The sequence below is a fragment of the Psychrobacter immobilis genome (assembly GCF_904846225.1).
In the GTDB taxonomy this organism is placed as follows: domain Bacteria; phylum Pseudomonadota; class Gammaproteobacteria; order Pseudomonadales; family Moraxellaceae; genus Psychrobacter; species Psychrobacter immobilis_F.
Genome location: NZ_CAJGZJ010000002.1, coordinates 189,094 through 209,176, shown reverse-complemented (window position 1 = coordinate 209,176; position 20,083 = coordinate 189,094). Strand labels below are relative to the sequence as shown.

The following is a 20,083-nucleotide window of genomic DNA, read 5'->3' as shown; positions in this document are numbered from 1 at the left end:
AACGTATTTTAACGTCTTTATGGCTATTTAACAATTCCCTTTATTGACTAATGATTTTTTTAAGGTGATATAGCAGATCGTGCGCTTGCTTGGGCGTTAAGCTGTCAGGATCAATGGCATCAAGCTCATCTTGCAAGCTAAACATCTGATTTTGTTGCGGAATATTAGCTACTACTTGATTTTGGTTGATAGGTTTTATACGGGCTTCTTCTGCGTCATAAGGTTGAGCTTGCTCGCTTTTATCGTTTACTGACTTAGCTAAGTCATTTTTGTCATCAACTTCATCAATAATAACTTTTTCGTTTTCCGCTTTTAGGTTGTCTATTTTTAGGTTGTCTATTTTTAAGTTGTCTATTAAATAGCGTTTGGCATCATTTAAGACTTGAATCGGGATGCCCGCCATTTTTGCCACATGCAGTCCAAAGCTAGAGCTGGCAGCGCCTTCTCTGATTTGATGAAGGAGCAGCAACTGACCATCGATCTCACTTGCAGCGACATGTACATTACAAATGCTGCTTTGACGGTTGTCAGCACTCTTTGCCAATTGCGTCAGCTCAAAATAGTGAGTGGCAAATAAGGTCAGGCAGCCAATCTCTATTAGCCTGTTGACACAGGCGTGGGCGATGGCCAAGCCATCGGTAGTAGCTGTACCGCGTCCGACTTCATCCATCAGTACCAGTGATTTATTCGTCGCTTGATTAAGGATATTAGCGGTCTCAATCATCTCCACCATAAAGGTGGATTTACCGCCAGCTAGATCATCCGCTGAGCCAATACGAGTAAAAATACGGTCGATATCACCAATATGCGCCTGCGCTGCTGGGACAAAACTGCCGCAATGCGCGAGTAGGACGATCAACGCCGTTTGACGCATATAGGTCGATTTGCCGCCCATATTAGGCCCCGTAATCATCAGGAGTCTCTCAGGATTTGCCTCGCTGCCCAACGCACAATCATTGGCAACAAATTGGCTGGTATGTTTCGCATTGCTGGTTTGGTTGGCTGTATTATTATTGGTATTTGCAGGATTTAATGCGGCTTCAACGACGACATGACGACCTTGCTTGATATCGATATTGGTTTGATTCCTATTACTTGAATCGTGTTTTGAATAATTATTTGAATCATTTTTTGAGTGTTTGCTTTCCTGCGTATTTTTTGAGTGATTACTCATCAGTGGGCGTTGCCAATGATAAGTGACAGCGAGCTGCGCCCAATTGCTCAGCACATCTATTTGCGCGATAGCAGCACTGAGCTGTTGTAGCTCTGCCAAGTGATTACTGAGCTCGACTAATAGTGCTTGATACAAGGATTTTTCACGCGTCAATGCCAAGGTTTGCGCGCTCAGATATTCTGTCTCAACGTCTTTTAGTTCATCGGTGATAAAACGTTCGCTACTTTTGAGCGTTTGCCGACGGATAAAATGAGCGGGGGCATTTTTTGCCTGCATTTTGGGTAATTCAAAATAAAAACCACTGACTTTGTTAAAGCCGACTTTGAGGCTGGGTAACTGATTGTCCTGCCGCGCACGTTCTACCATGTCATCTAGCGTGACTTGGATATTGTCATGTAGATGGGTTAGGCGATCAAATTCTTCATCATAGCCTGCGGCCAGCATGCCACCATCACGGATATGGGCAGGCGGCTCTACGATGATAGCCTGCTCTATCAGTGCGGCGATGGACTGTACGGCAGGTAGCTGAGCGGGAAAGTGCTGCATGAGCATCGGTAATAAACCTACATGGTCATGGCTGATGCCTGAATTTGTCAGTAGGGTTGTGAGATGAGCGCTACTGTTGATGCCATCGGCAAGCTTGCGTAAGTCGCGAGGCTTGGCGCTCATCAGACCGATACGGCTACTGATGCGCTCGATATCACCAATACTATTTAGCGTCTCTTGTAAACTCATGACCAGCGAATTATCTGCCATCTTTTGATCAGATGAGAGAGATGGGTTCGCGGCATTTAGTAAGCTGGCTATCGCGTCCAAACGTAGATCGATACGGTTATGTTGACGAAGCGGACGCTTCATTTGCTGTACGAGTAAGCGTCGTCCCATTGGCGTTTGACAGTGATTAAGCACGGATATTAATGACGTGCCATTACTACTAACAGGCGTAAATAATTCCAGATTCTGCTGGCTATTGGCATCGATGATTAAGTAGTCATCATTATACTCGACGATTAGTTGATTCACTTGTGGTACGTGACGCTGCTGAGTCTGCCGCGCATAATGAATGAGCGCCGCACAACTCGTCTGACTTAATGGCGTATCGCTGACCCCAAGTCCGTCAAGGCGTTGCACATCAAACTGTTGGCATAGTGTCGCAGTCGCATGCTCACGATGAAAGTCATTGGTCGCCACTTCTATAATAGGGCAGTCAAGATTTTGACGTAACCACAGCAGCCACTCTTCACCAATGCTTTCGTTGAGTGACTCGCTAATGATACATTCACTAGGCGAAAAACGCGCCAACACCGTGAGCATTTGGGTTTGCAAACTCTCAATGTCATCGTTATTAGCGTGCATCGTTTGTGTCGTGAGCGTGCCAGCCGCCAAGTCCATCTGACTAATGGCCGCTTGCAGAGGTTGATTGCTGTTGCCTTTAGGTATTGCAATATCAATAGCGACCACGGTCGGGGTGTGATTGGGTGCAATTAATGCATCATCGGTAATCGTGCCTGCCGTTAGAGTCTTGACTACTTCACGGCGCATAATACTGCCAGCGGCAGATTTGCTTTTGTCTTTTTTCTGCTTATCGCCGATATTAGGAAGGTTAGGTGCGCTGCCAGCCGTATTGCTAGTCGCTGATTCATCGATTTGCTCGCACACCACCACCGTCTGCCCAGCTGCAATCAATCTTGCCATATAGCTGTCGGCTGCATGAAAAGGCACGCCTGCCATGGCAATAGTGTTACCCGCTTTATCCGTACCACGGCGGGTCAAAGTGATGTCCAATATCTGGGCGGCACGTTTGGCATCATCAAAAAACAGCTCATAAAAGTCACCCATCCGGTACAGCAGCAGTGCTTGTGGATAGTTGGCTTTCATGGTTAGATATTGCACCATCATTGGCGTATGATCTGCCAAATCATAAACGTCATCACCTATCACCAGTCGATCAGCGGGTAATTGGTCAGAGGCTAGTTGGTCAAAGGTGTCTTTTTTTGATAACGTATATTCTGATGGTGCAGTTTTTGAGACCTGTTTTGAGACATTGGTGTTTTGAGCGGACGGCTTAGCGGGCATGCAGAATCTCTTATAATGATTAAATGGGTTTTCTTAATAGATTTTTGAGTCATCTGACTTTATATAATGGATAGTGTATCTGTCTGTTAAATAATGATTTCAAGCGAACAAATCAAACAGCCGAAATTACTCAGAAATGTAGAAGTGTCAGCGTTATTTTAACATGTCCTGTCACGCTTTTACGTCAGCAAATATCTGGTCACTGCCCTTGTATCCATCAGCGTCATAACCATATATAATGACGTCACACTGAATTGGGCGATACTTCATTAGGCGATACTTCATTAGATAGTATCTCATTAATTGGTACTTAGTCACTGGATAGTACTGAGTCGGATAATGACAAGACGGCGAGCTAAGCGTTGGCTAATGCGCACTAATTATCGAATATTTCCATAGGTCAAAAAATTATGTTATCAAAGATTGTAGGCAGTGTCGTTGGCACTAAAAATGACCGCGAATTAAAGCGTATGCGTAAAGTGGTCAGCAAAATCAATGCACGAGAGGCTGAGATACAAGCCCTGTCTGATGAGCAATTACAACAAAAAACCGCAGAGTTTAAGGCACGACACCAAAACGGCGAAAGCTTAGATGCTTTATTGCCAGAGGCATTTGCAGTCTGCCGAGAAGCGTCGTTACGTGTCAATGGTATGCGCCACTATGATGTGCAGCTGATCGGTGGTATTACCTTGCACGAAGGCAAAATCGCTGAGATGAAAACTGGTGAGGGTAAAACCTTGATGGGAACCTTGGCGATGTATCTCAATGCCATCAGCGATAAAGGTGTCCATCTGGTCACGGTCAACGACTATTTGGCCGCGCGTGATGCTGAGTTAAACCGTCCATTATTTGGATTTTTGGGCATGACGGTTGGGGTGATCTATTCACAGCAGCCGCCACAAGAAAAAATCAATGCTTATAAAGCAGATATCACTTACGGTACCAACAACGAATACGGGTTTGATTATCTACGCGATAATATGGTCTTTAGTTTGGGCGAAAAAAAGCAGCGCTCATTAAACTTTTGTATCATCGATGAAATTGACTCTATCCTCATTGATGAAGCACGTACGCCATTGATTATCTCTGGTCAAGCCGAAGATTCGTCACGTATGTATGCGCTGATTAATACGATTATTCCAGTGCTTATTCGTTCAAAAGACGAAGAAGCCAATAAAAATAATGAAGAAGAAGATTTTTGGATTGACGAAAAAAATCGCCAAATTGAGATTAGCGAAAAAGGCTACGAAAAAATTGAGCGCTTCTTAATCGAAGTGGGCGAACTTGGTGAAAACGAAAGTTTATATAGCCCAAGCCGTTTGCCATTATTGGCACACGTGCAGGCCGCCATTCGTGCTCATCACGTGTTTGTCAAAAACGTTCATTATATCGTTGATGATGGCGAAGTGGTCATCGTTGATGAAAACACCGGTCGTACCATGCCCGGTCGCCGCTGGTCTGAAGGATTGCATCAAGCGGTAGAAGCCAAAGAAAACGCAGAAATTCAAGCGGAAAACCAAACGCTTGCAACGACGACTTTCCAGAACTATTTCCGACTTTATGACAAGCTATCAGGGATGACGGGTACGGCTGATACCGAAGCGGCAGAATTTAAATCAACGTATGACTTAGATGTCATCGTTATTCCAACGCATGAGCCGATTGCTCGTGTCGATCTGGATGACCAGATTTTCTTAACGAAGCTTGGCAAGTACAAAGGTATCATCCGCGAGATTAAAGAAATCCAAGCCAAAGGTGCGCCAGTGTTGGTGGGTACGGCAACCATTGAAGCCAGTGAAGAGTTGTCTTATTTGCTGGATCAAGAAGGCGTGAAACATAACGTCCTAAACGCCAAACAGCATGAGCGCGAAGCAGACATCATCGCACAGGCGGGCAGTCCAAAATCTGTCACTATCGCGACCAACATGGCAGGTCGTGGTACCGATATTATCCTTGGCGGTAACTGGCAGTCATTTATTGAAGATATTGATTCCGTTAGCCCTGAAGAGATGCAGCGTCTAAAAGCGCAATGGCAAATCAAGCATGATCAAGTGGTGGCTGCTGGTGGTTTGCACATTGTTGGTTCTGAACGTCATGAATCACGCCGTATCGATAACCAGTTGCGTGGACGTGCGGGTCGTCAAGGTGACCCTGGTATGTCGCGTTTCTTTTTGTCGCTTGAAGATGATTTGATGCGTATTTTTGCAGGCGATCGCGTGGTCAATATGATGCGTGCCATGGGTCTAAAAGAAGACGAGGCCATTGAGCACAAAATGGTGTCCAAATCGATCGAAAACGCGCAAGGTAAAGTTGAGAGTCGCGATTTTGATGCCCGTAAAAATCTACTGAAATATGATGATGTTGCCAATGATCAGCGTAAGGTGATTTATGGTCAGCGAGATGATTTATTGGCAGAGATGGATCTGCTCGAAGGCATTAGAGTGATGCATTATGATGTATACAATGCCATGATTAGTCAGTTTATCCCGCCAGGTTCTATCGATGACCAATGGAATGTCGATGGTTTAGAGGATGAGCTTGAAAACGAATTCAAGATTACGATGCCTATTAATGATTGGCTTGATGAAGATCGTCGCTTGGATGAAGAAGGCTTACGTGCCAAAATCGTCCAAACCGCATTGGATCGTTATCACAGTCGCCGTGAGCAAATGGGCGATAAAGATGCTGCCCAGCTAGAGCGTCACTTTATGCTGCAAAGCCTAGATAAGCATTGGAAAGAGCATTTAACGCAGATGGATCAGCTACGTAAAGGCATTCATTTGCGCGGCTATGCACAAAAAAACCCTGAGCAAGAATATAAGCGTGAGTCGTTTGAATTATTTCAAATGATGCTTGGGGCTATTAAATCTGAGACTGTACAAGATTTATCACGTGTGCATATTCCAACTAAAGAAGAGCTAGAAGCGTTAGAAACGCAGCAACGCGAGAATGCGGCTCATATGCAAATGCAGTTTGAGCATGATGATGTTGATAACTTAGACAGCCATTCAAATGCATCAGAGGATCAACCGCAAGCTCAAAATCGCAGTCTTGGCGGCGGCATTGCAGTAGCAGGTGCTATGGCGGGTAATGGTAGCAACGCTAATGAGTCGAATCCATATGCTGGTATGAATGTCAGTCGTAATGCGCTTTGCCCTTGTGGGTCAGGACTAAAATATAAGCAGTGCCATGGCAAAATTTAGTACCAATCTCAAAAACATGATTGCTCAAAAACATGATTGGCTGCTCAAATTTTTGAAAATGTTATAAAGATTGCTAATTAAAAGCTGTTAATATGCGATGAAAAGTCCTTATCTAAAATAGATAAGGATTTTTTTTGGAATGGCGAAGGGCAAGGGATGCTTTGTCGCTAAAAATAAGACGCGCTGTGTAATAAATAAAAAAGACACCCTAGTCAAAACATTCTACAAACGCTACGGTACTGCTGATGTCTCTATCTTGCTTTTCACTGACACTATATAGTCAAAGAACAATAGATTCGCTACAGTACTGCTGGGATGAATTTTTTGAAGCCTCTGTCTGCTTAGGCACAGCAAGCTAGGAAGATTTATACCAGTGGTATCTGACTATTGATATATCGATTTAACTTTTCGATCACTATATTAAAGTTATCGTTGATTTTGTCGTGTTTACTTACAAATTCAACATAGGCGTGTATTTATGGACAGGCTATAGTGTTTATCATATTTATTTGGGAGCGTGTTATGAACATAGCGTTATTAAAACAGTGGCGCACCTCTTTCGCTCTAACAAGTTTGCTGGCTGGCGCGCTAACGATCAGTGCCTGTCAAGAGAAACCAGAGCCAGAACCAAGTGCAGCAGACAGTATCAGTACTGAGGAGTCAGTACCAATGTCTGCTGAGCCTGCCGAACACAGTAATATATTGATTAATAATGAAGACGCTTCTCTCACTGAAGTCGAAGATGATACCGTCGCTTCCGTTAATACCAATGTGAGTCAGGTTACCTATTTATGCTCACCAGAGCTAACGGTTAGAGCCACTTATAAGGATGCTGAAAAGCAAGTCGTCATCGATACCGCTAATGGCACAGCAACGTTGATGAAGACCAATGACGCTAGCAACCCTGAAGTATTTAGTGTCAAAAATGCGATTGATGGCGGTGAAGGTTTTGTACAATGGCGTGTCGCTCATCAAGCACGAGAAACGGGCGTGATGCGTATGGCTGGTGCCGATGCAGCAAAGGTAAGCACCTATGAGTGTAAAAAGACTGATCAAGACGCGGTATAAATAAGCTCGATACGATGCTAAAAAAGTATAAAAAAAAGCAACGCTTGCGTTGCTTTTTTATGACTGCTTCAAAAAATTCATTGCAGCAGTACTATCGCGCTTTTATTTTTTTTTGACGATGCTTATCAAACGCTACTTATTATAAGTAGAACCAGCCTCATGTTCTAAAAACCCTTCTTCTGTCACATCCAGCTCTTCATGTTTGAGCATCACTTGGATACTATCTGTATGCGTATGGACGGTTTTGCTGATATCAATCTCTTGGATAGCGTAAGTCTCTTTCGTAATAGTCGCTACTTGACGCGATAATATTATCTCAATAGGCGTATCGCCAATCTCAACTTTTTTATCGTTGATCGTGACGACGGCCTTGCTGTCCAACGATGGCTCAACATGACGTAAGACATCTTTATCATCGTAATTGCCAGATAGCAAATCTTGGCTTTGGGTGTCATGAAATTCAGTACGAACGATGATATATTCTTCTACTAGCTCAATGGGCACCTCAATAGTTTTGGTGCGTGTGTGTTTAGTAACGGTCACTTTACCAACATCTAAGCGTTCTTTATTTACTACAGGGCGTTCTTCTAATAGCTCTAGACGGCCGCCTTGCCCAGTCGTATTCACTTCTTTATCTTGATCGATTAAGTGTGTTTGGTCTGCTGTTGAGCTATTCTGAAGCGTGTCTACACCATGCGTAGCTAAAATATCTGTTTTATCGGTAGTCATTGTTATTTCCTTATTATTATTAATTGAGTAAGAATAACATTTATAAGCATAAAAAAGACCAGAGGCATGCTCTGGTCTTAATCGCTAAATCAAAGATTCAGCTGCTGAATAGGGTCGCCGTTTTTTATATTTATAAAGATTCGCCATACAAAACAGGTGACATATTAGCCTATTACATACCACGAGCACGGCGTACATCTTCAGCAGTAATGCCGTCGCGGTCAATGATGTTACCTTCACGGTCAACAACGTTACCATCACGATCAATATCTAATTCTTCACGCTGAATGGTTTCAACGATCGTTTCAGTATGACGCTCAGTGGTTTTACCGACGTTCACTTCTTCGGATACATACGTTTCTTTGGCAACACGAGCACGTTCTGCTGACAATTCTACTTCGACTGTCTCATTACCATTGACATCACCGATACGGCGATCAGTTGGACGATCAACGTTGGTACGCTCGATATTAGCATGTTCTTCTTCTAGCTCAACATCTACATTACGCTCTTCTGTAACGACATGCTTACCGACTTTAACTAAACCAGCGACGATACGATCTTTATTAACGGTCAAACGTTCTTCTAACAACTCTAACGTATTTGGTGCATCATAGTTATGTTCTGCAATTTCCATACGCTCTTCAGTTGGAACCGTGTCTGCTACAAATGTCTGACGATCTCTTTCGTACTGATCTTTATAGCTATATTGATAGTCATGATCGTAGACATCCATTGCTTCTACTTGAGCTTGAGTTAGGCTATCAAAGAATACATCATCACCAACGATACGTGCCAAACCTGCTGGTACCAATACTTCTTTTGAGCTAAACCAACCGCCAGCATCAACAATCAAATAACGAATACGGCCAGTAGTATCTTCTACCAATGCCCCTTCGATTTTACCAATTTTTTCTTCATTGACACCATAAGCCGTTTTACCTGATGGGTCATAATAGTCGTCACCGATAAGATCACGGTGAGTGGCTTGAATATCTCTTAAACGAATTAGTTGGCTCATTATATTCTTCCTTTTGTATGAGTAAATTATTAATGGTTATTTTTATAAAGCTAAATTTCCATAAAATATCTATTGTTCTATTAAAACTATTTTACTAAAAACAGATTGTCTAGCTATTCTCGTTAAGTAGCTTCTACATCAACTTGTAATCATCGTAACATCATGATTTTGGATGATATATATAAGCAAGGTAGCAAAGTGTGCGCTTGAGGTAATTGCGTGTAATAGGCTGTAAAGCGGAGCGTGTCTATATAATTTTGAGTTAAGGGTTTCTTACAGTAAAGAACAGTATAGTCAAATCCCTATAAATCCGCTACATCGTCACCCACGCTTGATGTACTACTTGTACTATCTGTGCGTGGCTTCCTTGTATCGAAATTATTTGGCTTCGACTATATTTACTTATTGAATATTTTTAGGTAAAAGTTTAGGCACAAAAAAACCGCAGAGCAATTGGCAATGCGGTTTTGATTAAATCAGAAAAGTTAACATTTCAAATTTTCACGGTTCTCTACCACGCTAAGCGTTATAGAGATGGCTACTTAAGGCAGTTCGATGGCCACTGCAACGGCTTCACCGCCACCGATACATAGCGTTGCAACGCCTTTTTTACCACCAGTACGCTTTAGAGAGTTGATAAGCGTGACTAGGATACGTGCCCCTGAACAACCAACTGGATGCCCTAGCGCACAAGCACCGCCTTCGATATTTACTTTAGCGTGTTCGATGTTTAATTGGTCCATCGTTGTCATCGTAACCATCGCAAACGCTTCATTGATCTCCCACAGATCAACATCAGCTACTGACCAACCTGCATTGGCTAAGACTTTTTCAATCGCCCCGATTGGTGCGATGGTAAATTCGCTGGGATGACGCGAGTTCGAAGCAGTCGCAACGATACGGGCTTGGTAATCAAGACCTTCCGCTTTCGCTTGTGATTCTTTCATTACGACAACAGCAGCAGCACCATCTGAGATTGAGCTGGCGTTTGCTGCAGTAATCGTACCGTCTTTAGCAAACGCTGGGCGCAAAGTCGGGATACGCTCAGCATTGGCGAGGGCAGGTTGCTCATCGGTATCAACAGTTTGCTCGCCTTTACGGGTTTCAAACGTAACTGGCACGATCTCGTCTTTGAAGTGGTCGTCTTTGATAGCCGTTAGGGCACGATTCAGCGATTCGATAGCAAACTCATCCATCTGCTCGCGTGTATAGCCTTTTTCATCCGCCATTTCTTGGGCGAACTTACCCATTAACTTACCTGTTTCGGCATCTTCTAAACCATCCAAAAACATATGGTCTTTCACTTCTTGATGTCCCATACGGTAGCCACCGCGTGATCCTGGCATGATATAAGGGGCATTGGTCATAGACTCCATACCGCCAGCAACTGCTACATTGAAGCTGCCAGCCTTGATACCATCATGCGCTTGCATCACCGCTTTTAGACCTGAGCCACAAAGCTTATTGATTGTCACGGCACCAGTGGCATCAGATAGACCCGCTTTACGCATTGCTTGACGGGCAGGGCCTTGACCCAAACCTGCGGTCAAAATACAGCCCATGATGACTTCGTCGATATTTTCGATACTAACGCCTGAACGCTCGACGGCGGCTTTGATAGCAGCAGCGCCAAGATCAGTGGCGCTCATATCTTTTAATGCGCCTTGAAAGCCGCCCATTGGTGTACGTGCGCCATTTAAAATTACAATTGAATCATTTGACATCGTTATTATTCCTTTTTACGTATTTAAATGAAAATATTTTATTTAGAGTCAAGACAAGCGTTGATGAATCATCGAGCGCTTATCAGCAAGCATTTTCCTCGCTTGCTAGGGCATGTCATCAAGTAGCACACTTAATCATTTAGTGGTCTTAAAATGGCTAAACTTTGCCAAACATCGTCAAATAACGGGTTAATATCTCGATATTATCTGCGTTATTTTCCTTGTTTGACTGCCATTTATCTCGCTTTAAGCCTTACAATCCAAATGATGACACGCCCAAAATCATTGGTTCGTTAAGTATGCGCTTTATGCCAGCTCATCTAAACGAATGCGTACTACTTTATCAGTAATGGTGTTTAATTTTTCGATTTTTTCGATAGCTACGTTCATCTGACTTTCTACCACAGGCAGTGTCAAAATGATGACTGGTACTTGACCGACTTTGTGCGCAGGTTTTTGTAAAATCGCATCAATATTGATACCAGCATCGCTTAGGATGCGAGTAATATCCGCCAAAACGCCAGGACTGTCATAAGCATGAACACGCAAATAATAACCGGTTATCATCTGCTCAGCGCGCAATATAGGCGTGTCTGACAGCTGCTCAGGTATAAATGCCAAATGCGGGACATGATGACCGTGGTTGTTTTGATTAATATTGCTTTGATCGTGGTTGTCTTTGCTACCTAACACACGAACCAAATCCATGACATCGGCCATGACAGCAGAAGCCGTTGCCCCAGCACCAGCGCCATCACCGCAATAAAGCGTTTGTCCTAGCGGATGTGAGTTGACCAGCACAGCGTTTTTTACGCCATTGACGTTGGCAAGTAAGGCATCTTGCGGAATCAGCGTTGGATGTACTCGTAGCTCAATGCCAGCGGCATCAGCATTGCCGTGTCCATCACGGCGTACCGCAAAGCCCAAATGCTTGATACGGTAGCCAAGCTCTTCAGCATAATTCACGTCTTGTAAGGTAATACCTGTGATACCTTCACAATAAACGCTATCAAATTGCAACGGGATACCAAAGGCAATAGAGGCTAGTAATGCCAATTTATGCGCCGCATCGATACCTTCAACATCAAACGTTGGATCTGATTCGGCGTAACCCAGCGCTTGCGCCTCAGACAGCACATCTGCAAATGGGCGACCTTTATCACGCATTTCGGTCATGATAAAGTTGCCAGTGCCATTGATAATACCGGCAAGCCAATTGATTTTATTGGCAGCAAGCGCCTCGCGCATCACCTTGATAATGGGAATACCGCCTGCAACCGCTGCTTCATAAGCGACATGGACGTTGTTTGCTTCAGCGAATGCAAAAATCTCATTGCCATGTTCAGCCAATAGCGCTTTATTTGCGGTAACCACATGCTTGCCATGTTGAATGGCGTGCATAATGACGTCTTTCGCCAAGGTAGTACCGCCAATCACTTCGATAACGATATCGACATTATCGCTTGCCGCAGTGGCCATCAAGTCGCTGTTTTGAATAATATTAGGATCAATGTCATCACGTTGACGGCGCGTACCCACTTCGGTAATGATAATATCGCGTCCACTACGGCGTTTTAGCTCAGCTAAATTGTCATTGATTAGATTGATTACGCCCGTTCCGACGGTGCCTAGACCAAGTATCGCTAGTTTGATGGAGTTACTCACAGTATCCTCAAAAGGTTAAATATAACGAACCAATGATAAAGCTGTTACGAGGCCAAATTCGTTTGCAGTATTAAATCTTGCAGTATTAAATATAGTATTTACGCGAATTTGACAGTCGCAATGCTCTCTTTGTTTCATTATAGTTGAATAAAAAATGCTCAAACAGAAGTGTGCTGCTGATGTTGCATAGCGCCTTATCGTATCATACCGACAAGCAAGTGTGACGTCTACACAATGTCGCTTAGCTAATGGCTAACAAAAAGTATCCAATCATTTCCTAATTAGCGCCTACTGCTTGAGCCAGTTGAGCTGCAGGTAAATAGCCGCCTATCTGCTCTCCTGATTCAGTAAAGACGGCAGGAGTACCACGTACACCAAGTTTTGTGCCTAATGCCATGTGCTCTCGTACAGGACTGGCACAGCTAGGTGCTTGTATATCAGCTCCCATTTTTGCTTGATTCATGGCTGCATTACGATCCTGACTACACCAAATCGCTTCCATTTTTGGAACCGATTCTTCACTGCGTGGCCATGCCAAATAACGTACTTCGATACCGCGCGCATTGATGTCATCCATCTCTCCATGCAATTTACGACAGTAGCCACAGTCTGCATCAGTAAAGGCGTAAATAACGGCTTTAGTTTCGCCTTTGGCAGGATAAATAATCATCTCTTTTTTATCGACGGCTTTTAGGGCTTCTTGTGCGGTACTGACCACTAAGGCGGCACTGATATCAACAGGAGCCGCGTCACCAACAGCGATGATTTGACCTTGGATAATGTGTTTGCCAGATTTATCGGTAAAGAACGAAGGCAATCCTTCAGCAGTTACCCAATAAATTCCTTCCATATCTGTCGGCACCGCTGACACGATACTTTCTTCGATGCCAGAAGCCTTTAAATTGGCTTGTAAGGCTTTTGCTACAGCAGGGTCATTATCTGCCGTTGTTTTGGCAGGGCTGACTTTGGTTGATGTTGACTTGACAATGCTGGTATTGCTCGTTGCATCCGCCGCATTATTGGAGCAGCCAGCCGCAATCACAACCAATAAAGCACTCATTATAAAACGAGACAAAGTGGTGCGAGGAGAGTGATGACGGGTAACGAGGTTTTTGATGATGGGAGAGGACATATGGGTTTCCTATAGGCATCGCGCCTAATGATGAATGCGTTATAAATTTATATATAAGGATGCATATCAGCGTTACTCAAAAAACTGACTGTGAAAGCATTTTTATAACTTATTGATAATAAAAGGCAGATGATAATATCCTCTATATTACCATATTTATGAAAAATAACAGCCATAGGCTCTTAGGACAATGATGTAAATTAGCGTGGTTTTGGTAACGATGCCAACGAATATAAATTCAAAAAATAAGATACATTTGTACTATGTCATATCGACGCTTGTCTAGGTACGCTACTGTTAATAATCAGGTTTTTATGAGAATTTGTACAAATTTTTTGTATGGGCCATCTCAAAACCATTTTTCTCAAAAATTTGCCCCAAGGAGCTCATATGGCAGGTGCCAGTTTATTAACCTTACTTGATGACATTAGCGTGATCTTAGATGACGTCTCGGTGATGACGAAAGTTGCCGCCAAAAAAACCGCTGGGGTATTAGGCGATGATTTAGCCCTCAACGCTGAGCAAGTCACTGGTGTCAAAGCTGACCGTGAGTTGCCAGTGGTTTGGGCAGTGGCGAAAGGCTCGTTCCTTAATAAACTTATCTTAGTGCCAGCCGCGCTACTTATCAGCACTATTTATCCACCATTAGTCACTTTTTTGCTGATGTGTGGTGGGCTATTTCTAGCTTATGAAGGCGCTGAAAAAGTTATTCATAAGTTTTGGCCACATATTCTGCCGCATGATGAAGAGCAGAATGCGCGTAGGCAAGCCAATGCTGATGAGACTATAGATTTGGTTGCTTTTGAAAAGGAAAAAATCAAAGGGGCGATACGTACTGACTTTATTCTCTCAGCAGAAATTATCGTAATCACTTTAGGCGCTGCAGCAGGCGGGAGCTTGTTGACGAAAAGTTTAGTGCTATCTATTGTGGCAATAGCGATCACTGTTGGGGTGTATGGTTTAGTAGCGGGCATTGTCAAGATAGATGATTTAGGGCTATATTTAAAAAAGCAGAGCAGTGATATTAAACAGAAGATCGGGGATTTCCTGTTAGCTGCTGCACCAAAATTAATGAAGTTTTTATCTATTGCTGGCACGTTGGCGATGTTTTTAGTGGGCGGTGGTATCTTAGTACATGGCATTAGTTTTTTACATCACGGCGTTGAGGATATCGCGCATCTAACCGGTATTTTTGAAAGCTTAACAACCACTCTTTTAAATGGTGTTATTGGTTTCATCATTGGTGCGGCAGTCGTTGCTATTTTTACGGTTATCAATAAAATGCGTGGCAAGGAGGACAAGCCATCCTCTGCGCACTAAACGTATTAGTTTATTCTTATGATGAATCTGCTTTGTAAATTAATACTTAAGTAAAAACACGCCGCATAAAAAATCTCAAAACAAAAAGAGCCCCAACGTTGTTATCAACATTGGGGCTCTTGCTTTGGGCTTACAGTACTATTTAGGCTTGTAGTACTTTTTATGCTTACAGTACTAGCTGTCGCTATCTACATCATCAGCCTCTAGCTTTTCAGCTTGCGTTGGCTTTTTATGATCGGTTTTGGGCTTACGACTGCGTGCCTTTGGTACTTTTGGCGTGGTTAAGTTAAACATACCTGTCTGTGGTAATAATTGCTCCGCCACATTTTCGATCATGTTTTTATAACTTGCAATCGTAGTTTTCGACTTCGCGGCCTGACTTTCTTCTTTCGTTGGCAGCGCTACCTCAGGATTCGCTATTTGCTCGCTCTCTTCAACATGAGTAGCTTGCACAGCAGCATCTTCGATATCTTTGCTTTCTGTTTGAACGTCGTTAGCACTCTCGACGCTTTCAGCATTGCCATCGTTAGACTGCGTGTTATGCGCCTTTGATAGTTCTTGATCTGCTACTAATAGCTGCTCGCTATCAGCACTGACGCTCTCTGTCTGTGCTTGATTGGCAAGAGCAGTGGCCTCGATGTTATGCGCATCAACGTCATTCTCAGTTTGTTTAAAATCAGTCTGCTTAGTGTCAGTAGCTACCTCATTAGCATCCTCTGATTTTGCTTCAGCTTGTTCTTCAGCAGGAACGCGTAAGGTGGCTGATTCCTGATAATCAGGATGCTGACCACGTGGATCGTTGCTCGCACGTTTGTTAATAGCGCGTGGTTCAACGTCTGTTTTGCCTTGTTCTGCTGCAAACTGACTAACCGCTTGTGTCATCGCTTCAAAGCGCGTTAAATAATCCACTGCTAATGGCTGATAGCCATAGTTGCTAAAGTCAAAGCTCTGACTAGCAAGCTCGTTATCACGACTATCGCTATCACTACTATCGCTCATAGTGCTGTCGTCGTTGGCACTATCGTCAGCATTTTGCGCTTGCTGAGTATATAAGACCATCGTCTCGATAAAGCAGTTAATAACACCTTCTTCTGCTAAGCGAGTTGAGGCTTCTGGCAAAGTCGCACGAATAAACTCACCAACCGTGCCGCGTATAGTCGGCATACTTACCACTGTCTGCTCAATTGCTTTTGGCTTTTGAGCTGCTGGTGATTGTGTCTGCTGACTGCGGACAACGCGTGGGTCATTATTGGCTTGACCAAACTTCTCAGCGGTGACGTAGCGTGTCGCAAACAAGGCTTCATGCGTCAGTTGCAGTGCTGATTTACTCTGATTGCTAGTTTCTACATTGCTGTCCTTCTCTGGAGTATTTTTAGCATTCGCACTCTCATTGATATCAGCAGTGATATTCGCTTTCTCATTCGTCTCTTGGCTCTCTGATACTGCTTGAGTGCTTTCTGCCTCAGTCGTCGTGGATTTTGGACTATCCGCTTGACTGCCTGTAGTGCTCTGAGAGGTTGACTGCACATCAATTACAGATTTTTGGTCATCAGCGTTACTATCAGATTCAGCGTTACTATCAGATTTTGGCGCGTTATTTTGCACTTTATCTTCAGTAGTTCTTACTTTAACTTCATCAACCTTAGACTCATGAGTTTTTACAGCGCTTTTTCCCGTAACTGCATTATCAGAGCTTTTATCATCAGATTTTTGCCCATTAGAGTTTTGTACGTCATTGCTCTGTTGATTAGCCTGCTGCTGAGTCGTGCGTTCTTGTGATGTGTCACTTGCTGATTCTTGTTTCTTAGCAGGTTGATGTTTCATCTGCATAGATTTGCTGTCATCTAAAGATAAGTGCACAACTTCCGGTGATTTAAGCTCAGCAGGTGCTTCATTCACTTGTAATACGACTTCGTTAGGGTCTTGATTGCGGCGTGTGTTAGATTGATTTTTGTTGCCGTTAGCCGATGTAGTCGCTTGCTGATTATTTTGTTTAATATTATCAGCCGTTAGCGTCTCGCCGCGCTCTAACTTTCCGCGTGAGCCACGTTGACTATGCGTTTTACGCTTAGCACGAGTTTGCTCATCTGCTGTATTGCTGTCTTTATCCTCAGAGTCATTGCGCTCGTTTGCATTGCGCTTAGGGTTCTGCTGATTGCTGTCTTGACGATTATTGCGGTTGCGATCATTGGTGCGTCTATTGTCATGCTGACGTTTGTCTTGATTGTCAGACGATTTGTCATCAGCGTTATTGGCAGCTGCATTTGCAGTATTGCTATCTGTAGTACTGCTTACTTCATTGCTCGTCTCATCCGTTTGCTCTTTTCTTTGACGAGGCTTAGAGGATCTAGACTTGCGTGGCTTACGTCTTCTTCTGTCTTCATTACTGCTATCATCAGTATCGCTGTCTGAGGCATGACTCGCCTGCTGACGATTGGCATTGCTATCTGACTGCTGGGTATCATTTTTTTGATGGTCGTTTGGCTGAGTTGCTTGCGCACCATTTGAGGCATTATTCAAAGCATTGCTATCAATTTGTCCAAATGAACCTAAGCTTTGCGCGCCTCCATTTACCAGCGCTTCAATGGCTTCAGCAGCATCACGACTACTGACGCTAGGCGTCGTTGAGGCTTGCGGCGCTTGAGCAAATAAATTAGACAACCAAGCAACAGCTTGCGGTTGGGCATTCGTTTCAATGCGGGCAGGTTGCACAGCTACTGGCGTGGCAGGAGCGACGACATTTTGATTTTGGACGGGCTGCGCTGCACTCGTCGATGAGACGTTGTTGGCATTTTTATGGCTACGGTGATCGTTACTATGATCTACTGTGCTGCTTTGTTGGCTGGCCGTTTTACTGTCTGATACTTGACGTGGCTGGCGAGTTGGTTGCTGTTCTGGGCGTTCTTTTTCAGCAGTTTGCCAATCAACATTGTAGCCAAGATCGCTATGCTCTTGCAGCTGGGTATCAGTGATACGCTCATAACTCGAAGGTGCAAAGCCATCGCGATTGAAGTGTAGTTTAAAGTTCGGTGACTCTAAATGCGCGTGCGGCAAAATGGTGATACGAGTGCCACTGTCTTGCTCAAGATATACCAAGCTGTCGCGCTTTTCATTTAATAAAAAGGCTGCGATGTCAGTCGGCACTTCTGCTTGGACTTCACCTTGACGTTCTTTTAACGCAATTTGCTCAATCTGACGCATAATTGATAGCGACAATGAGCGTAAGTCGCGAATCATACCATTACCATGGCAGCGCGGGCAGATATAACCCGTTGATTCTTCTAATGACGGACGCAAACGCTGACGGCTCATTTCCATCAGACCAAATTTAGAGATGTCGCCAAACTGTACGCGGGCACGGTCATATTTAGTGGCATCAATCAGTCGTTTTTCGACTTCTTTTTGATGCTTGTTGTCATTCATATCGATGAAGTCAATGACAATCAAACCACCCATGTCGCGCAGGCGTAACTGGCGTGCAATTTCATCGGCGGCTTCTAAATTGGTATGATAGGCAGTTTCAGCAACATCTGAGCCTTTGGTAGACTTGGCTGAGTTGATGTCGATAGAGACCAATGCTTCCGTTTGGTCAATAACGATTGAACCACCTGAGGGCAGACGAACTTCACGCTGATAAGCCGTTTCGATTTGTTTTTCGATATTAAAGCGTGAAAACATCGGCTCATAATCGGTATATTTGCGTAGTTTTTCTGCCTGTTTTGGCATCACTGCATCGATAAAACCTGCCGCTTCAATATAAGCGTTTTCATTATCAATCCAAATCTCAGCGATATCATCACGCAGATAGTCGCGGACAGCACGTGTGACCACGCCCGCTTCTTGATGAACCAAGCGAGGCGAAGGATATTTTTGGTTTTGTTCTTGGATAGCTTGCCAGATATTGAGGAGATGGTTCAAATCGTGTTGCAAATCTTCTTGCGTTTTACCGATACCCGCAGTACGAATGATGACGCTCATGCCTTTTGGCAGATCGAGGCTGCCCAGCATGCGCTTCATGTCTTCGCGCAATTTGCCTGAGATTTGACGTGAGATACCACCACCACGAGGATTGTTTGGCATCAATACCAAATAGCGACCCGCTAGTGAGACATAAGTTGATAGAGCAGCGCCTTTATTACCACGCTCTTCTTTTTCGACTTGGACGATTAGCTCGTCGCCTTCTTTGATCAGTTTTTTGATGTTTTCATCACGTGGATTGCCGCTCAAGTATTCAGCAGAAATTTCACGAATTGGTAAAAATCCTTGGCGCTGTGAGCCATATTCGACAAAAACAGCTTCAAGCGATGGTTCGACACGGGTTACGTGACCTTTATAAATATTAGATTTTTTTTGTTCACGAGTACGGTTTTCTAAATCGAAATCGTATAGATGGTTGCCTGTACATAAGGCGACACGAATTTCTTCGTTTTGAGTAGCGTTGATCAAAATGCGTTTCATATCTGTATCCTATGAGTACGCATAACAACGACGAGACGGGCTTTCGGGCGTAAGGGCAAGTGCGGCTAATGGTTAAATTAGCATGGTCAGATTTTAATTAACAATAGAACGTAAATCGTGGGTTTCATAAAGCACGTTGGCTTTTCAATGGCTTATTTTTACCTAAAATGCATTAGCAATGCTAACGAAAATATAAATGCTATAGGGTGTAAAGCTATGTATTTATATCCTATTATTGGTAGGTTTGGTTTAAGTATTCATGCGTCAGCGTACTAGTAAATGATCAGTAAATTTTATTGGTAGCTATGGCAGCGCACTTTGTAAGAGTGAGTACTGGCGGTTACTGGTTTAAAAATACTGATACTCAAGCAGTATCGTGCTGTTGCAATCTATCCATCAAAGTCTAACAATAATCTCGCTGTTGTGAGTGCTATTATATAAAGTAGCAGTCTCCAGCAATTATTTATCTAGGTGAAGCAATTGGTTACTCTTTATTTATCGTTCTATCACATA

10 protein-coding genes are annotated in these 20,083 nt (G+C 43.6%); 3 read left to right on the top strand and 7 right to left on the bottom strand.

Features of this window, described 5'->3' with window-relative positions; translation table 11 throughout:
* Nucleotides 1–40: 40 nt before the first annotated feature.
* Entirely contained in the window at nucleotides 41–3,073 is a 3,033-nt protein-coding gene (gene mutS, locus JMX48_RS02495) for a DNA mismatch repair protein MutS (protein WP_413786339.1), read from the bottom strand.
* A gap of 587 nt (nucleotides 3,074–3,660) precedes the next feature.
* Between mutS and secA the strand changes: the two genes are divergently transcribed.
* Nucleotides 3,661–6,453 (top strand): preprotein translocase subunit SecA, encoded by a 2,793-nt coding sequence (gene secA, locus JMX48_RS02490; RefSeq protein WP_201533900.1) that lies wholly within the window; start codon nucleotides 3,661–3,663, stop codon nucleotides 6,451–6,453.
* A 522-nt stretch (nucleotides 6,454–6,975) separates the two neighbouring features.
* On the top strand, nucleotides 6,976–7,521 hold the full coding sequence (locus tag JMX48_RS02485) for a hypothetical protein (protein WP_201533898.1): 546 nt from the start codon (nucleotides 6,976–6,978) through the stop codon (nucleotides 7,519–7,521).
* 132 nt (nucleotides 7,522–7,653) lie between these two features.
* Here JMX48_RS02485 and JMX48_RS02480 read toward each other — a convergent pair whose 3' ends face one another.
* The 5 genes from JMX48_RS02480 to JMX48_RS02460 all read right to left on the bottom strand — a co-directional run bounded on the left by JMX48_RS02480 (nucleotide 7,654) and on the right by JMX48_RS02460 (nucleotide 13,720).
* The gene (locus JMX48_RS02480) at nucleotides 7,654–8,250 is read right to left on the bottom strand and encodes a YsnF/AvaK domain-containing protein (RefSeq protein ID WP_201533896.1); all 597 of its coding nucleotides are present in this window, start codon (nucleotides 8,248–8,250) and stop codon (nucleotides 7,654–7,656) included.
* Between the two features lie 172 nt (nucleotides 8,251–8,422).
* Nucleotides 8,423–9,271, bottom strand: a complete 849-nt coding sequence (locus JMX48_RS02475; protein WP_201533894.1) for a DUF2382 domain-containing protein — start codon at nucleotides 9,269–9,271, stop codon at nucleotides 8,423–8,425.
* Between the two features lie 542 nt (nucleotides 9,272–9,813).
* On the bottom strand, nucleotides 9,814–10,995 hold the full coding sequence (locus JMX48_RS02470; protein WP_201533893.1) for a thiolase family protein: 1,182 nt from the start codon (nucleotides 10,993–10,995) through the stop codon (nucleotides 9,814–9,816).
* A 306-nt stretch (nucleotides 10,996–11,301) separates the two neighbouring features.
* On the bottom strand, nucleotides 11,302–12,660 hold the full coding sequence (locus JMX48_RS02465; protein WP_201533891.1) for a homoserine dehydrogenase: 1,359 nt from the start codon (nucleotides 12,658–12,660) through the stop codon (nucleotides 11,302–11,304).
* 277 nt (nucleotides 12,661–12,937) lie between these two features.
* Nucleotides 12,938–13,720 (bottom strand): DsbC family protein, encoded by a 783-nt coding sequence (locus tag JMX48_RS02460; protein ID WP_413786338.1) that lies wholly within the window; start codon nucleotides 13,718–13,720, stop codon nucleotides 12,938–12,940.
* Nucleotides 13,721–14,182: 462 nt separating this feature from the next.
* On the opposite strand from JMX48_RS02460, the gene JMX48_RS02455 reads away from it, so the two are divergent.
* Complete coding sequence (locus tag JMX48_RS02455; RefSeq protein WP_201533889.1) at nucleotides 14,183–15,112, top strand: DUF808 domain-containing protein; 930 nt, start codon at nucleotides 14,183–14,185, stop codon at nucleotides 15,110–15,112.
* A 174-nt stretch (nucleotides 15,113–15,286) separates the two neighbouring features.
* Here JMX48_RS02455 and JMX48_RS02450 read toward each other — a convergent pair whose 3' ends face one another.
* Entirely contained in the window at nucleotides 15,287–19,570 is a 4,284-nt protein-coding gene (locus JMX48_RS02450; protein ID WP_201533888.1) for an Rne/Rng family ribonuclease, read from the bottom strand.
* Nucleotides 19,571–20,083 lie beyond the last annotated feature (513 nt).

Bases quoted from the DNA above. Each gene is read 5' to 3' on its own strand.
- mutS (WP_413786339.1), bottom strand. From the start codon at position 3,073: ATGATGGTGCAATATCTAACCATGAAAGCCAACTATCCACAAGCACTG.
- secA (WP_201533900.1), top strand. From the start codon at position 3,661: ATGTTATCAAAGATTGTAGGCAGTGTCGTTGGCACTAAAAATGACCGC.
- JMX48_RS02485 (WP_201533898.1), top strand. From the start codon at position 6,976: ATGAACATAGCGTTATTAAAACAGTGGCGCACCTCTTTCGCTCTAACA.
- JMX48_RS02480 (WP_201533896.1), bottom strand. From the start codon at position 8,250: ATGACTACCGATAAAACAGATATTTTAGCTACGCATGGTGTAGACACG.
- JMX48_RS02475 (WP_201533894.1), bottom strand. From the start codon at position 9,271: ATGAGCCAACTAATTCGTTTAAGAGATATTCAAGCCACTCACCGTGAT.
- JMX48_RS02470 (WP_201533893.1), bottom strand. From the start codon at position 10,995: ATGTCAAATGATTCAATTGTAATTTTAAATGGCGCACGTACACCAATG.
- JMX48_RS02460 (WP_413786338.1), bottom strand. From the start codon at position 13,720: ATGAGTGCTTTATTGGTTGTGATTGCGGCTGGCTGCTCCAATAATGCG.
- JMX48_RS02455 (WP_201533889.1), top strand. From the start codon at position 14,183: ATGGCAGGTGCCAGTTTATTAACCTTACTTGATGACATTAGCGTGATC.
- JMX48_RS02450 (WP_201533888.1), bottom strand. From the start codon at position 19,570: ATGAAACGCATTTTGATCAACGCTACTCAAAACGAAGAAATTCGTGTC.